The following is a 15,005-nucleotide window of genomic DNA, read 5'->3' on the forward strand; positions in this document are numbered from 1 at the left end:
GCGGTCAGCGCGCCGGCGAGAAGACCAGCGTGGCGTTGTGGCCGCCGAAGCCGAACGAGTTCGACATCACCGGCCCCCTCGCGATCGGGCGCGGCACGGGCGCCGCGTCGATGTCGCAGCGCGGGTCGAGCCGGTCCAGGTTGGCGGTCGGCGGGGCGGTGCACTCGGCCATCGCCAGCACGCACGCCACGGCCTCGATCGCCCCGGACGCGCCGAGGGCGTGCCCGGTCACCCCCTTGGTCGAGCTCACCGGCACGGCGGCGGGCCCGAAGACGCGGCCGATCGCCTGCGCCTCGGCCAGGTCGTTCAGCTCGGTCCCGGTGCCGTGGGCGTTGACGTGCACGATGTCCTCGGGCGCCAGGCCCGCGTCGGCGAGCGCGGCGTCCATGCACCGCCGGGCGCCCTCGCCGCCGGGCGCGGGAGCCGTCAGGTCGTGGGCGTCGCTGGTGCGGCCGTAACCGGACACCTCGGCGTGGACGCGCGCCCCGCGGCGCACGGCGTCGTCGAGGCGTTCCAGGACGAGGAACGCGGCCCCCTCGGCCAGCACGAACCCGTCGCGATCGGCCTCGAAGGGGCGGCAGGCGGCCTCGGGGTCGTCGTTGCGGACCGACAGGGCCCGGCACCGGCTGAAGCCGTGCAGCATGCCGGGGGTGACGTTGGCGTCCCCGGCCCCGGCCACGACCAGGTCGGCCGAGCCGTCGCGGATCAGCCGGACGCCCTCGCCGATGGCGTGCGCGCCGGAGGCGCAGGCGGTGACCACGGACATGCTCGGCCCGCGGATCTCGTACCGCATGCCGATGGCGGCGGCGCCGGCGTTGGGCATGATCTTCGGGATGAAGATCGGCGACAGCCGCAGCGCGGCCGGACCGGGCGTGTCGAGCAGCGCCGACTCGTAGGTCTCGGTGCCGCAGAACGAGCTGCCCGCCACCACGGCCCGCCGCTCGGGCGGCACCCGCGGATGACCGGCGTCGGCCAGCGCGTCGCCCGCCGCGCACACCGCCAGCAGCGACGCCCGGTCCAGCCGCCGGGCCTGCCGGTCGGTCAGGTACGCCGAGACGTCCAGCTCCGGCACCTGGCAGGCGAAGCGCACCGCGAGCGCGGAGGTGTCGAAGGACGTGATGGCCCGTGCCGTCGAGCGCCCGCCGAGCAGCGCGTTCCACAGCTCCTTGGGACCGGAGCCGGCGGGTGTGCGCAGGCCGAGCCCGGTCACCGCGACCCGGGGTCGCATCAGCCGCCCACCGCCGTCAGGTGGCGGCGGATGACGGCGGCCATGTCGGCGACCGTCCGCACCCGCTGGAGCCGGTCGTCGGCGAAGGTGCCCCATTCGTCCTCGACCACGGCGTGCAGCTCGGCGAAGTCGAGGCTGTCGGCGTCCAGTTCCTCGCGCAGGTCGGTGTGCGGGCCGATCTGGGCCGGGCTGACGCCCAGGACCCGCGCGCAGTGGCCGCGGAGCACGTCTGTTATCTGGTCGTCGGTCATGGTGCCGTCCGTTCTCTCGGCGGATGGGGGGCGTGTCCGAGTGTGCTCCAGGAGTGCGGGCGGGTCCGGGTATGACACATCAAATGTCCATCAAGCCGGGCCCAGAGCGTCCCTGACCCGCGACTCGGTCAGCGCGGCCAGCGCCGCCCGGTCCGCGCGCGGCCGTCCGGTGAGCTCGGGGCGTACGGGGGGCAGGAACGTCACCTCGGCCACCAGGTTCCGGGTCGCGACCACGCGCAGCAGCGAGACCGGCAGGGAGTCCGCGCCGATCCAGGCGGCGCGGGTGGAGGGCGCGCCGGCTTCGCGGTAGCGCAGCGCCACCGGCCGGACGGTCGCGCCCGCCTCGACGGCGGCCTGGAACAGGGCCGGGTGGAAGGCTCCCATGGCCTGCCCGCACCAGGTGGTGCCCTCGGGGTAGGCCAGCACCGCGTCCCCGTCGCGCAGCGCGGCGGCGACGGCCGTGATCGCGGCGGGCAGCCCGGCCGGCCGGTCCTTGTCGATGAACAGCGTGCGGTGGACCGCGGCCAGCGACCGGACCAGCGGCCACCGTCCGATGTCCCTTTTGGCGAGCTGGCGGGCCGGCGTGAGGGCCGCCATGATCAGCGGGTCGGCCCACGAGATGTGGTTGCTCACCAGCAGGGTGCCGTGCCCGTCCAGGGCGGGGACGCCACCGGGGATCCGCACCGTGATGCCGAGCGCGCGCACGATCAGGCCCGTGGCCCTGCGCGCGAGGCGTGCGCGCAGGGCACCGGCGCGGCGGGCGGGCATCGCCGACAGCGTCAGGGCGGCTCCCAGGGCCAGCGCGCAGCCCAGGAGGCGGGCGGCCCGGCGCACCGGCCCGGCGGCGGCGACCGGCGGGCGCACGCACGCGTCCGGCGTGCACGGCGACAGCCCCGGCCCGGACGGCGGCCGCTCGTGGCGGTGGTCCTGATCGCGGATGGTCGTCACGGTGTGCTCGCGGGTGTGCCCGCCGGCGCCGCGGGATCCGTCCCGTCCGGGCCGCCCGCGGCCGCGCCGACGGGGACGCGCGGCGGGTCGCCGGGAGAGCCGCCGCCGCTCCCCCGCCTGCCGCGCAGCAGTCGGGGCGACCACCAGTTGACGGGCCCGGCCAGGCGCATCACGGCGGGCACGAGGAGCGTGCGGATCAGCGTGCAGTCGACCAGGACGGCCACCGCGATGCCCACCCCGATCATCTTGAGCACGGCCAGGCCGGAGGTCGCCACGGCGGCCATGACGACGGCGAAGATGACGGCGGCCGAGGTGAACAGCCGCCCGGTGTGCTGCAGCCCGGTGGCGACCGCGGTGGCGGTGTCGCCGCGGCTGCGGTACTCCTCGGTGATCCGGGACAGCAGGAAGATCTCGTAGTCCATGGACAGGCCGAAGGCGACGCAGAAGATCAGCGTGGGCATGAGGGCGTCGATGCTGCCGGTGGCGGTGAAGTCGCCGACCAGCGCGCGCAGGTGGCCGTCCTGGAAGACGTGGACCAGGGCGCCGAAGGTGGCGGTGAGGCTGAGCACGTTCATCACCAGGGCCTTGACGGCCAGCACGACGCTGCGGGTCAGCAGCGTCACCATGGCCAGGGTGGCCAGCGCGATCAGCGCCAGGGCCGTGGGCAGCGTGCCGGCGATGCTCTGCCTGATGTCGTCCAGCTCGGCGCCCGGCCCGGCGAACAGCGCCTGGCCCGGGGCCGGGATCGCGCGCAGGCGCCGGACGAGCTCGCTGTTGGCCACCGAGTACGGCTCGTGCGCGGTGGTGACGAGCAGCCAGGTGCCCGCCTCGCCGGTGAACCGGCGGCCCGGCCCCGGCACGGCGGCGGCCCTGCTGTAGGAGCCGCCGGCCGTGTCCACCCGGAGCACGCCGTCGGTGGCGGCCAGGCGCCTGGCGTAGCCGTCCAGCGGGCCGGCGGAGCTCTGCCCGGTCATCCGCAGGTCCGGCAGCACGATCATGGTGCCGCCGACGACCTGCTGACCGCCGAACTCCGCGCGCAGCGCCTGCGCCGCGCGGGCGGCGGGCGCGTCGGGCGGCAGGATGCGGTCGTCCAGGGTGCCGAAGCGGGCGCCCAGGAACGGCGCGCCCATGGCCAGCAGCAGCGCGGTGGTGGGCACGGCCACCGCCAGCGGGCGGCGCATGACGGCGACCGCCAGGCGGTACCAGGGCCCGTCCTCCACCGGCGGCGCGGACCGGCGCGCGGCGTTCCACGGGCCGGGCACGGGAAGCCGGTTGACCCGGTCGCCGAGCAGGGTGAGCACGGCCGGGAGCACCACGAGGCTGGCCGCGGCCGCCGTCAGGCTGATCGTCATCCCGCCGACGGCCAGCGAGCGCAGGATGGTGAACGGGAACAGCAGCAGCGCCGACATGGACAGCGCCACGGTGGCCGCCGAGCAGGCCATGGCCCGGCCGGTGGTGCGCATGGTGACGGAGACGGCCTGGACGGCGTCCTGGCCCTGGGCGAGCTGCTCGCGGAAGCGGGTGACGATGAACAGGCTGAAGTCGACGGCCAGGGCGAAGCCGAGCGCGCTGGAGATGCTCAGCGCGAACACCGAGATCTCCATGACCTCGGTGAGCAGGCGCAGCACGGCCATGGTGGCGATCACCGCCAGCGCGCCGATCAGCACCGGCAGCAGGGCGGCGACCAGGCTGCCGAACACCACGCACAGGATGGCCAGGGTCAGCGGCGCGGCGATCAGCTCGGCGGTGCGCAGGTCGGTCTCGCTGCGGTCCTGCGCCTCGACGCGTACCTGGGCCTCGCCCGTGGCGGTCAGCGACAGGGGGCCGTAGCGGCCGTGCAGGGAGTCCATGATCCGGCGGGCGGCGGCGTTGCGGGCGGCGTTGTCGCCGCTCAGGTGGGCCAGGACGACCGCCGCGCGCCCGTCGCCGCTGCGCAGCCTGGGCTCGTGGCCGCGCCAGTACGAGGTGACCCGCCACACGCCGGGATCGGCCGAGACGCGTTCGGTGAGCCGCGTCCCGGCGGCGTCGATCTCGGGGTCGTCGACCGGGCGCGCGGCGCGGGCGATCAGGACCAGGTCGGCGTTGCCCGCGTGGAAGGCGTCCTGGAGGATGTCGTCCGCGCGCAGGGACTGCGATCCGAGCGGCACGATGTCGCCCAGCACGAGCCGGTCGTGCACGTCCAGGCCGGCCACGAGCGAGACGGCGAACGTGACGGCCGCGCCCCAGAGCACGACCCGTCGCGGCCACCTCCGCCCACGGCCGGACGGCGGCGAATTGCCCCACATCGGTGAATCCTTACGTCGAGTAACGGTCGGTCGAGGCCGCCGCGCACGCGCTCCCCCGCGGCGCGGGCCCGTGTGGTCAGTTGTGTGCGGTCGGCTTCTGCGGTCAGTCGAGGCCGGCGCGTACGCGTTCCTCGGCGGCGCGGGCCAGGGCGGCCCGTCCGCGCGGCCCGCGGTCGGGCGCGGGCGGCGGCAGGAGCGGGGTGAGCCGCACCTCGGCCCGCAGCCGCCGCGTCCCGGCCACCCGGACGACGGACCCGGTCACCGAGTCCTCGCCCACCCAGCTCCCCCGGCTCGACGGGCTCGGTCCCTCGTAGTAGCGCAGGACGGCCGGGCACACCGCCGCCCTCGCGTCGATCGCCGCCTGGAAGACCGCGGGCCGGAACGTGCCGACCTCGCGCCCGCAGGACGTGGTGCCCTCGGGGAAGACGGCGACCGTCTCCCCGGCCAGCAGGGCGTCGCGGATCAGGCCCACCGCGGCGGGCAGCGTGGACAGGCGTTCCCTGTCGATGAACAGCGCCCCGCAGGCCGCGCCGAGCGTCCCGATGAGCGGCCACCGGCGCACCTCCCGCTTGGCCAGCAGGCGGCAGGGCAGCGCGGCCAGCATGACCAGCGGGTCGAGCAGCGAGACGTGGTTGGCCACGACGAGCACCCCGGCCGCCGGCCCCGCGAGGTCCGCCGGACCGGCGACCTCGACCCGGACGCCGAACGCGCGCAGCAGCAGCCGGGCCGCCGCCTGCGCGGTCCTGGCCCGCCAGAGCCTCGGCGCGGCCCCCATGGCGAGGAAGGCGGGCAGCGCGGCCAGCAGCACCAGCAGGGCGGCGCACAGCCGGGCCGCGCGGCGCGTCCGCCCGGCGGCGACGGCCTCCTCAGGCAGGCACGCGCGCACCGAGCACGGCGCCCGCGCCAGCCACGGGTTGATCTCCACGCGCCGGCCGGGGCCGGCGACGTGCCGCCACGTCGCACGCCCCCGCCCCGCCCCGGCGGGCGGCACGGCGGACTGCACGGCGGACGGCATCACGGACGGCGTCACGGACGGCATCGCAGACGGTGCCGCAGTCGGCACTGCGGGTGGAGTCGGATGGGACACGCGGGACTCCCAGACGGTGATCGGCGGGCCGGCCCGAGCGGCGCTGACGGCGGCGCGAGACGACGGCGGGCGGCAGGCTGCGCCGGACCGGACCCGAAGCTTGGACCGTTCCAAGACATGCGCGCACCTGGCGCGGAAAGGCCCGGCACGCGGACGCGGGCCGACTGGTGTGCTCACCCTGACAGGGCACGACGCCGGGACGGGCGGGTATGGGGCTGATATGAGCTTTGGGCGATTTCTTGCGACTGCACGATCATGAGCGTCCCGAATTCGGAGCGGGCTCGGCACCGGCGGCCCTGACCGCGGGGTGACAAGCGGATGATGATCCTGTTAGTGCAGGTTAAGCGCCATCCGGCGGAGAGCGCCGAATTTGCGCCACGTGTCGCCCGACCTTGGCAGAACACTCCACAAGCCGTCCCAGCTCATGACCTGAGCCCCATAACCTGACAAGGTGATCTACGCAAAGACGCCCCTCACCCCCGAGATCCGTGCCGCCGTCTCCCGGGCCTGGGGCGCCGAAGGAGAGGGCGAGCGGCTGCACGGCGGGGAGGAGTCGGCCGCCTACCGTCTCGGGGACCACGTCGTCCGGGTGGGCCCGGCCGCGCGCGGGGTGGCCGAGTCGGAGTGGTGCCACGCCGTCGCCCGGCACGCCGCCACCACGCTCCCCGAGGCCGTCGCCCCGCTGGCCACCGCGGGCGGCGCGACGGTGGTCGTCGTGGCGGGGCGGCCGATCTCCTGCTGGCCCTATGTCGAGGGCGAGTGGCCCGACTCCGACGTGCCGGCGCAGCGGGAGGCGGGCGCGCGGCTGCTGGCCAGGCTCCACCGCGCGCTGGCCGGTCTGCGTCCCGGCCCGCGTCCCGTGCCCGCCTTCCAGGAGTCCGGCCTGTACGGCGACCCGCCCCCGGACGCCGCCGACCTGCCCGACCCCGTCCTCGACCGCTGGCTGGCGGCCTTCCACGCCGGGCATCCCGTACGCCACCCGCTGCACGGCGACTACTACACCGGCAACACCCTGGCCAGGGACGGCCGCATCGTCGCCGTCCTCGACTGGGACGAGACCTTCGTCGGCGCCCCGGAGCTGGAGCTGGCCGCCGCCGCGCTGGAGTGGGGCGACGACCTGACCGGCCCCAGCAAGGAGTTCGTGGCCGCCTACCACGAGGAGGGCGGCACGGCGGCCCCCCTCGACGACGAGTCGCTCGCCCAGCTTGTCCGGCACAAGCTGCGCAGGGAGCACGCCTACTTCCGCAAGGCCGCCGCGGCGGGCGTGCCGCACGACGAGGAGGACCTCGACTACCACCGGGCCCGGGTCGAGCTGTTCCACCGGCTGCGTCCCTGACCCGGGCGGCCCGGGTCAGAAGTAACGCAGCCAGACGTACACCCAGGCCAGGGCCGTGCTGCCCAGGGTGACGACGATGCCGTACCGGGTGAACTGCCAGAAGGAGATCGGGTTCCCGGTGCGGGCGGCGATCCCGAGGGCCACGACGTTGGCGCTGGCGGCGACCGCGGTGCCGTTGCCGCCGAAGTCGGCGCCGAAGGCGAAGGCCCACCACAGCGCCTGCCCGGTGGACGCGTCCGGTGCGGTGGCGGCCAGTTCCTCCACCACCGGCGCCATCGTCGCCACGTACGGGATGTTGTCGAAGAACGCCCCCAGCACGCTGGAGCCGAACAGCAGCGAGGTGGCCGCGGCGAAGTAGTTGTCGCCGAACAGGTCGATGGTGGCGCGGCCGATGGTCTCCATCATGCCGGTGTGCACCAGGCCGGCGACCATGACGAACAGCCCGGCGAAGAACACCAGCGTGGGCCATTCGACCTCGCGCAGCACGTCCCCGAGCTCGACCCGGCAGACCAGCAGCATGACCCCCGCGCCGACCAGGGCGATGATCGAGGGCGCCAGGTGCAGGACGGAGTGCAGCGCGAACGCCGTCACCACCCCGGCCAGCACCGTCATCGACCGCGCCAGCAGCGCGGGGTCGGTGATGGCCCGCCGCTCCTGCAGCGCCATCACCTTGGCGACGTGCTCGGCGTTGTAGTGGAACGACCGGCGGAACAGCGGGTAGGTGAGCAGCACGAACACGCCGAAGATCACCACGACCGCGGGCGCCATGTGGACGAGGAAGTCGTTGAACGTCAGCCCCGCCCGGCTGCCGATGATGATGTTCGGCGGGTCGCCGATCAGCGTCGCCGCCCCGCCGATGTTGGAGGCCAGCACCTCGGCGATCAGGTACGGCTGCGCCGGGATGCGCAACCGCCCGCACACCATCACCGTCACCGGCGCGACCAGCATGATCGTCGTGACGTTGTCCAGGAACGGCGAGGCCACGGCGGTGATGGCCATCAGCATCGCCATCAGCCGGTACGGCCGCCCCCGCGAGCGTTTGGCCGCCCAGATCGCCAGGTAGTCGAACAGCCCGGTCTGCTTGATCACCCCCACGATGATCATCATGCCGAGCAGCAGGAAGATGACGTTCCAGTCGATGCCCGCGTGCCCTGAGGAGAACACCTCCTCCCCCGGCGTCAGCCCCAGCACGGTCATCAGGCCGGCCGCCACCAGGACGACCTTGACCTTGTCGGCCTTCTCGGTGGCGATGAAGAAGAACGCCACCACGAAGATGGATAGGGCCAGGATCGCGCTCATGCGGATCAGTCCGGAAGGCTCGTGATGGCCAGGCTGGTCAGCAGGCGTTCCAGCGTGATCGCCCCCGTGAGGGTGGCGTCCGGGCCGAGGACGGCGACCAGCGGGCTGCGCGTGCGGGCCATCAGCGCCGCCACCTCCAGCAGGGTCGCGTCCGGCGGCACGGTGACGGGCCGCGCGGGCGGCCTGGGCAGGCAGTCGCCGACGGTCAGGTGGGCGAGCTCCTGCCAGAACAGCTCGGCGTCGCTCTCGTCGAGGGTGCGGGCCAGGGCCTGGTCCTCCTGGTACGTGCCGGGAATGGCCAGCCGCAGCACCTGCGTGCCCGGCAGCACGGTCGCCGGCCTGCCCCGCTCGTCCACCACGATGAGTCCGGGCAGCCGGTTGACCACCATCAGGCGCACGGCGCGTCCCACGGAGTCGCGGGCCGTCACGGTCGGCAGGGTGACGGCGATGTCCTGTGCTCGCATGGCACCGTCCACGGTGGTCGAAGTGGTGGGAAGACGACGGTTCGCGCCGGTTCGGGGCACGGTCGTATGACGGATCTTGATGGGGAGCCTCCAGCGGGGGCATGGGCGAAGGTCACAAAGGCGGCCGGGACGGCTCAGGCGCTCTGCCCCGGCCACGGGACGGCGGCCGGCCCCCGGCGCGGCCCGCGCGTCAGATGGCCCCGGGGGACGGACCGCGACCCGCGGGCGGGCAGGAGGAGAAGCGGTCCTGCCGCCGCGGCTCGGAGAAGGTCCGTGCCACGCATCGCCCACCTCCTTACGGTCCGTCCCTGTTTTCCGGGGAGACCATGCCATCACCGCGCGGGGGGCCGCGCCCATCGGGTCCGGCCCCCATATCGGGTGGGGGCGCGACCGCATTCGGGCCGGGTCAGTGGACAGCGCGGGCGGCGAACGCCCAGGCTGAAGGCATGAGAGACGCCGTCGCCACTGCGCCGGAGCCGCCTGGCCGCACCCCGGCCCAGGCGTTGTTCCGCCGCCTGTTCGTCATCAACGCGCTGGTCTTCGCCGCGGGCACGTTCGTGCTGGCGCTGTCGCCCGCGACGGTCTCCTCGCCGGTGCTGCTGACCGAGGTCCCGGTGCTGCTCATCGGCCTGGCGCTGATCCTGGCGGCGAACGCGTTCCTGGTGCGGGCCAGCCTGGCCCCGCTGACCTCCCTGACCGCCCTCATGCGGCGGGTGGACCTGCTGCACACCCACGACCGGCTGCCCGCCGGCAACCGGGACCTGCGCAGCGTCACCGACACCTTCAACCAGATGCTCGACCGGCTGGAGGAGGAGCGCAGCGTGGCCAGCGCCCAGGCCCTGGCCGCCCAGGAGGCCGAACGCGGCCGCATCGCCCGCGAGCTGCACGACGAGATCGGCCAGAGCCTCACCGTCGCGCTCCTGGCGCTCAAGCGGGTGCGCGACCGGGCGCCCGCGGAGCTGGCCGACGAGCTCGGCCACGCCCAGGAGGCGATCAGGACCAGCCTGGACGAGGTGCGCCAGGTCGCCCACCGGCTGCGCCCCGGCGTCCTGGAGGACCTCGGGCTGACCAGCGCCCTCACCGCGCTGGCCACCGACCTGTCGCAGACCGGCACGGTCGAGGTCACGCGTAGACTGGCCGCGGGGCTGCCGCCGCTCAGCTCCGAGGTCGAGCTGGTGCTCTACCGCATCGCCCAGGAGAGCCTGACCAACGTCGCCCGCCACGCCCAGGCCACCAGGGCGACGCTCACGCTGACGCCCGACGACGGCGACCTGGTCCTGCGCGTCACCGACGACGGCCGGGGCGGCATCGGCGAGCCGGGCGCCGGCATCCGCGGCATGCACGAGCGCGCCCTGCTCATCGGGGCCCGCCTGAGCGTGCACTCGCCGCCCGGCGGCGGCACCGAGATCGTCCTCACCGTCCCCGGCGCGGCCAAGGAGAACGCCCGATGACCCGCATCCTGCTCGCCGACGACCACGCGCTCGTCCGCCAGGGCGTCCGCCTGATCCTCGACGCCGAGCCCGACCTGACCGTGGTCGCCGAGGCGGCCGACGGGGCCGAGGCGGTGGAGGCCGTCCGCACCCACGACATCGACCTGGTCGTCCTGGACATCGCCATGCCGCGCATGACCGGCCTGCAGGCCGCGCGGGAGATCTCCCGCCGCCGGCCCGGCATCCGCCTGCTGATGTTGTCGATGTACGACAACGAGCAGTACTTCTTCGCCGCGCTCAAGGCCGGGGCCTGCGGCTACGTGCTGAAGTCGGTGGCCGACCGCGACCTCATCGAGGCGTGCCGGGCGGCGATGCGCGGCGAGCCGTTCCTCTACCCCGGGGCGGTCACCGCGCTGATCCGCGACTACCTCCACCGCCACCGACACGGCGACCCGCTGCCCGACAGCCTGCTGACCGCCCGCGAGGAGGAGATCGTCAAGCTCATCGCCGAGGGCCACTCCACCAAGGCCATCGCCGACACCCTGGTCATCAGCCCGAAGACCGTCGACCGCCACCGCAGCAACATCCTGGCCAAACTCGGCCTCAACGACCGGCTCGACCTGACCCGCTACGCCATCCGCGCCGGCCTGATCGAACCCTGACCTCGGCGGACGGCCGCGCCCCTGGGTCCCGCGGCCCCGGCGGCCCGGCGGGATGGAGCCCGCGGGCGCAGTTCCATGAGACGATCGAGATCATGATGGGTCCGTTGGGCGCGAGCAGTGACGTCCTCCACGCCTCCCTTTCGTCCTGTTGTGCTCCGGCACGGGCCGCCGCCGACCCTGCCGCCGATCCCGTCGTCGTGCCGGTCGTGTGCTGAGCATGGCCGAGGACACCGTCGCGTCCTGGGGCGCGCTCACCGGTCAGGAGGCCCGCGGCCTCGTCTCCCGCATCGAGGGGCTGCGTCCGCGGCGCGGTCCCGGCGACGGGGGCGAGGTCCCCGCGGCCGACGTCGACGTCGTCGAGGGGCTGGCTCCGGCGGCGGCCGGCGTGGCGGCGGCCTGGCTGCGCGAGCGGCCCTCCCCGGCCCTGCGGCGGACGCGGCTGCGGGTGCTGGCCTCCTACCTGCGGTGGCTGCGCGGGCAGGATCCCGGCGGCGACGTGCTGGGGGCCGGGTCGCAGGTCGACGCCTACTGCCTGGCCGCGCTCACCGCCGGTCTGGCGCCGTCCGGCCGGCCGCTGGCGCGCGCGACGGTGATCCGCCGGCGGGCCGTGCTGGCCTCGTTCTACGCCTTCGCCGGACGGCACGGGCCGGCTCTTCCGGCGCCGGCCGCTCACCCGCCCACCCCGGCCGAGCGGCGGCTGCTGCGCGGCGGGGTCGCCCTGCTGGCCGAGGAAGGCCGCTTAGCCGAGGCCGTGGCCGTCGGCCTGCTGGAGTCCACCGGCGCGTCCGTCGACGCGCTGGCCCGGCTGACCCCGTGCGACGTGCACCTGGTGGGCGCCGGCGACCCCGTGCTGATCACTCTGCACGACGGGCGGGGCGACATCGTCGCCTTCCCGCTCGCCCCCTACCTGCGCCGCCCGCTGCGCCGCCTGTGCGGCGACCGGCCCGCCGACCACCCGCTGCTCACCGGCGAGGCGGGCCGGCGGGTCGACCTGGCCTGGACGCGGGCCGCGCTCACCGAGGCCGCGATCGCCGCCGGCCTGCCCCGGCCGCGGGCCGAGGGCCTGCACCCGTACCTGCTGCGCGCCCTGACGGTGACCGAGCTCGGCGGGTCGCCCGTGCGAGCCTGACGACGACCTCCGGGGCCGCGGCGAGCCCGGGACCGCGACGAGCCCCGGGGCCTGCGCGGGTCACGGCTCCGCCGCGGGCCGGTACGCCGCTCCCCATCCCGTCGCCTGCCATGTGGCGGCGTGCGGTTCCAGGCGTGCCCGGTGGTCCTCCCAGGTCGCCGGCTCGCGCGTCCAGGATCGTTCGGCCGCGGCCGGGAGACGGGGCAGCAGCAGGAACGCCAGGTCGTCGAAGGACGTGATCGTCTCCGACCAGATCGCCGCCTCCACCCCGGCGACGCGGACGTCGAGCCCCGACACCAAGGACCCCGGGGTCCAGTCGAACATCTGCCGGAGGGTCTTGGCCGGATAGTCGCGGAACCCGAGCCGGGCCCGGCGCGCCTCCCCCTCGGCGTCCGCGGCGGGCTCGGCGTACGGGCGGTCGTAGTACAGCACGTCGCTGGAGGACAGCAGCACCGGCAGCCCGGCCGCCGCAGCGGCGGGCCCGTCGGACGGCGCGAGGGCGAACAACGCCACCATCTGGTCGACGAACGGGTGCGCGGACTCCGGCAGCTCCGCCTTCTTGGCGTCGGCGTCGATGCTCGTCTCCGCGCCGATCCACAGCTGCACGAGGTCGCCGTCGCCCAGCGCCCCGGCGCGTACCGTCTCCTGCCAGGCCACGACCCGGCTGCCGGCGTCGTGCGCCGCGCGGACGGCCACGCCGACCGCGCGCGTGTACGCCGTGACGGGCATCCCGAACGGCTCGTCACCCCCGACGTGCACGAACCGGGCACGGGACGCCTGGGCGAACTCGGCGACGGTCTCCGCGAGGAAGGACTCGGCCCCGGGCACGGCCGGATCGACGTAGCCCAGACGGGCGGCGGCCCGGTCGCCGGCGAGCTCCGGGTAGGCGCGGATCGCGGCGTGGGCGTGCCCGGGCAGGTCGATCTCGGGCACGATCGCCACCCCGCGCGCCGCGGCGTACGCCGTCAGCTCCGCCAGCTCGCGCCGCGTGATCAGCTCGCCGGGCGAGGTCGCGTCCAGCGCGGGACGCGCCGCCGACTGCAGCCGCCAGCCGCCGGAGTCGGTGAGGTGCAGGTGCAGCACGTTCAGCTTGTACCGCGTCAGCAGGTCGATGACGCGGCGGATCTCGTCCGGGCGGAAGGGATGCCGGACGACGTCGAGCATCAGGCCCCGCCACGCCAGGGCGGGCCCGTCGGCGATGCGCCCGACCGGCAGCCGGCCCGCCCCCGACTCCGCCAGCTGCACCAGCGTCGCGGCGCCCCGCAGGACCGCGTGCGGGGTCGGGCCGGTGATCGTGATCTCCGCCGGGGCGATCGTCACGGTGTGCCGCTCGTCCGGGGGGAGCTGTTCCGGCGCGATCCCGCCGGCCGGCGGCACGTCGCCGGGCGCCTCGCCGATCAGCAGGACGACGCGCGACGGGGACGGGTGACCCGCCGAGGGGGTGGCGGGGAGGCGGGCGAACTCGCCTTCGAGCCACGCGCGGGCGTCGCGCAGACGATCGTCCGCCCGGATCTCGACGTGGCCGGGGTGCAGGACGGTCGTCGTCGCGTGGTCGAGCGCGACCGCGTGCGGCCACGGCACCAGCGCGGCCCTCATCGCCGGCCGCCGAGCAGCCCCGCCAGGCCGTGCGTCCGGGGTCGCCTCCAGGGTCTCGTCACGACGTGGCCTTTCCGCCCAGAGCGGCCGCCGGGTTCTGGGCGAGCCGCCCGAACCAGCGGGCGCTGGGTTTGACCGTGCGCCGGAACGTGGTCCGGTCGACCGCGACGAGGCCGAAGGTGGGCGTCCACGATCCCCACTCGTAGTTGTCCAGAAGTGACCAGTGCAGGTATCCGCGCACGTCGATGCCGTCGGCCATGGCGCGGGCCAGGCCCGTCACGGCCTCGGTCGTGTACGCGACGCGTTCGTCGTCGTCGGCGGTCGCGATGCCGTTCTCGGTCACCAGCAGCGGTGTCGATCCGCCGAGCCGGGCGGCGGTGTGCCGGACCGCGTCCTCCAGCGCGAGGGGGTAGTACTCCCAGCCCATCATCGTGCGCCTGTCGTCCGGGCCGGGGGCGATGACGCCGTCCGCGCCCGCGCGCAGGCGGCTGTAGGCCTGCACGCCGAGGAAGTCGTCGTCCTTCGCCAGGTCGATGTACTGGTCGTCGACCAGGTACGACAGCTCGGCGGTGCGGTCGGGGCCGGCGCCGTGGTCCTGCACGTTCTGGTTGGCCACCGTCCACCCCGAGCGCAGTCCGGGCACGGAGGCGAGCAGGTCGCGGGCCTCCTCGTGCGCGCGGGCCAGCGCGCGCGTCACGTCGGGGTCCGGCGGGACGAAGGAGGGGACGGGTTCGCCGGCGCCGTGCCTGCGGCGCGCGGCCACCAGGGCGACCATGTTGGGCTCGTTGATCGTGCAGACCCAGGGCACGCCGTCGAGGATCGGCAGCACCGCGCGGACGTAGTCGGCGAAGTGCGCGACCGCCTCCCCGGAGGTCCAGCCGCCTCCGGCGCTCAGCCACGCGGGGCTGGTGAAGTGGTGGAGCGTGACGACCGGGGTCAGCCCGCGCTGCCCGCAGCCTTCGATGATCCGGCGGTAGTGGGCCAGCATGGCCGGCGACGGGTGACCGGGCGCGGGGACCACGCGGGCCCATTCGACGCTGAACCGGTAGGCGTTGAGACCGAGGTCGCGGGCGATGTCCAGGTCCTCGGGCCACCGGTGGAAGCTGTCGCAGGCGTCCCCCGACCGTTCGGGCAGGCCCCGGCTCCCGTCGTGCTCCGCCTGCCAGAAGTCGCTTCCGACGTTGTTCCCCTCCACCTGGTGGGCCGCCGTCGACGCGCCCCACAGGAAACCGTCCGGGAAGGTCGGCGGCTGCGAAGTCGTCATGTTCGATCCTGTCTTGGGTGTCGGAG

13 protein-coding genes are annotated in these 15,005 nt (G+C 75.0%); 4 read left to right on the plus strand and 9 right to left on the minus strand.

Annotated features, from left to right (window positions below; translation table 11 throughout):
• Positions 1–4: 4 nt before the first annotated feature.
• The 5 genes from AB0C33_RS47885 to AB0C33_RS47905 all read right to left on the minus strand — a co-directional run bounded on the left by AB0C33_RS47885 (position 5) and on the right by AB0C33_RS47905 (position 5,742).
• Complete coding sequence (locus AB0C33_RS47885; RefSeq protein WP_358301437.1) at positions 5–1,228, minus strand: beta-ketoacyl-[acyl-carrier-protein] synthase family protein; 1,224 nt, start codon at positions 1,226–1,228, stop codon at positions 5–7.
• The gene (locus AB0C33_RS47890) at positions 1,228–1,479 is read right to left on the minus strand and encodes an acyl carrier protein (protein ID WP_352351457.1); all 252 of its coding nucleotides are present in this window, start codon (positions 1,477–1,479) and stop codon (positions 1,228–1,230) included. The genes AB0C33_RS47885 and AB0C33_RS47890 overlap by 1 nt, the downstream gene beginning before the upstream one ends.
• Before the next feature lie 90 nt (positions 1,480–1,569).
• Positions 1,570–2,427 carry a lysophospholipid acyltransferase family protein gene (locus tag AB0C33_RS47895; protein ID WP_358301440.1) on the minus strand — a complete coding sequence of 286 codons (858 nt, stop codon included), beginning with the start codon at positions 2,425–2,427 and terminating at the stop codon, positions 1,570–1,572.
• Positions 2,424–4,658 carry an MMPL family transporter gene (locus AB0C33_RS47900; RefSeq protein WP_358301443.1) on the minus strand — a complete coding sequence of 745 codons (2,235 nt, stop codon included), beginning with the start codon at positions 4,656–4,658 and terminating at the stop codon, positions 2,424–2,426. Before AB0C33_RS47900 ends, AB0C33_RS47895 begins: the two co-directional genes overlap by 4 nt.
• Positions 4,659–4,815: 157 nt before the next feature.
• On the minus strand, positions 4,816–5,742 hold the full coding sequence (locus tag AB0C33_RS47905; RefSeq protein WP_358301446.1) for a lysophospholipid acyltransferase family protein: 927 nt from the start codon (positions 5,740–5,742) through the stop codon (positions 4,816–4,818).
• A gap of 508 nt (positions 5,743–6,250) precedes the next feature.
• Between AB0C33_RS47905 and AB0C33_RS47910 the strand changes: the two genes are divergently transcribed.
• Positions 6,251–7,135 carry a phosphotransferase gene (locus tag AB0C33_RS47910; protein ID WP_358301449.1) on the plus strand — a complete coding sequence of 295 codons (885 nt, stop codon included), beginning with the start codon at positions 6,251–6,253 and terminating at the stop codon, positions 7,133–7,135.
• A 15-nt stretch (positions 7,136–7,150) separates the two neighbouring features.
• On the opposite strand, the gene AB0C33_RS47915 is transcribed toward AB0C33_RS47910, so the two are convergent.
• The gene (locus tag AB0C33_RS47915) at positions 7,151–8,434 is read right to left on the minus strand and encodes an ArsB/NhaD family transporter (RefSeq protein ID WP_357969544.1); all 1,284 of its coding nucleotides are present in this window, start codon (positions 8,432–8,434) and stop codon (positions 7,151–7,153) included.
• A 5-nt stretch (positions 8,435–8,439) separates the two neighbouring features.
• On the minus strand, positions 8,440–8,898 hold the full coding sequence (locus tag AB0C33_RS47920; protein ID WP_358301452.1) for a CBS domain-containing protein: 459 nt from the start codon (positions 8,896–8,898) through the stop codon (positions 8,440–8,442).
• Positions 8,899–9,344: 446 nt separating this feature from the next.
• Here AB0C33_RS47920 and AB0C33_RS47925 point away from each other — a divergent pair, with 446 nt between their 5' ends.
• The 3 genes from AB0C33_RS47925 (at position 9,345) to AB0C33_RS47935 (ending at position 12,119) form a co-directional block, all read left to right on the plus strand.
• On the plus strand, positions 9,345–10,349 hold the full coding sequence (locus AB0C33_RS47925) for a histidine kinase (RefSeq protein ID WP_358301455.1): 1,005 nt from the start codon (positions 9,345–9,347) through the stop codon (positions 10,347–10,349).
• Positions 10,346–10,990, plus strand: coding sequence for a response regulator transcription factor (locus AB0C33_RS47930; RefSeq protein ID WP_352351471.1), 645 nt, complete (start codon positions 10,346–10,348; stop codon positions 10,988–10,990). The genes AB0C33_RS47925 and AB0C33_RS47930 overlap by 4 nt, the downstream gene beginning before the upstream one ends.
• 217 nt (positions 10,991–11,207) lie before the next feature.
• Entirely contained in the window at positions 11,208–12,119 is a 912-nt protein-coding gene (locus AB0C33_RS47935; RefSeq protein ID WP_358301459.1) for a hypothetical protein, read from the plus strand.
• 60 nt (positions 12,120–12,179) lie between these two features.
• On the opposite strand, the gene AB0C33_RS47940 is transcribed toward AB0C33_RS47935, so the two are convergent.
• Both AB0C33_RS47940 and AB0C33_RS47945 read right to left on the minus strand, forming a co-directional pair.
• Complete coding sequence (locus AB0C33_RS47940) at positions 12,180–13,715, minus strand: family 20 glycosylhydrolase (protein WP_358301462.1); 1,536 nt, start codon at positions 13,713–13,715, stop codon at positions 12,180–12,182.
• A 58-nt stretch (positions 13,716–13,773) separates the two neighbouring features.
• The gene (locus tag AB0C33_RS47945) at positions 13,774–14,979 is read right to left on the minus strand and encodes a family 1 glycosylhydrolase (protein ID WP_358301465.1); all 1,206 of its coding nucleotides are present in this window, start codon (positions 14,977–14,979) and stop codon (positions 13,774–13,776) included.
• Between the last annotated feature and the right edge of the window lie 26 nt (positions 14,980–15,005).

It is taken from the genome of Nonomuraea sp. NPDC048881 (genome assembly GCF_040649795.1).
In the GTDB taxonomy this organism is placed as follows: Bacteria; Actinomycetota; Actinomycetes; order Streptosporangiales; family Streptosporangiaceae; genus Nonomuraea.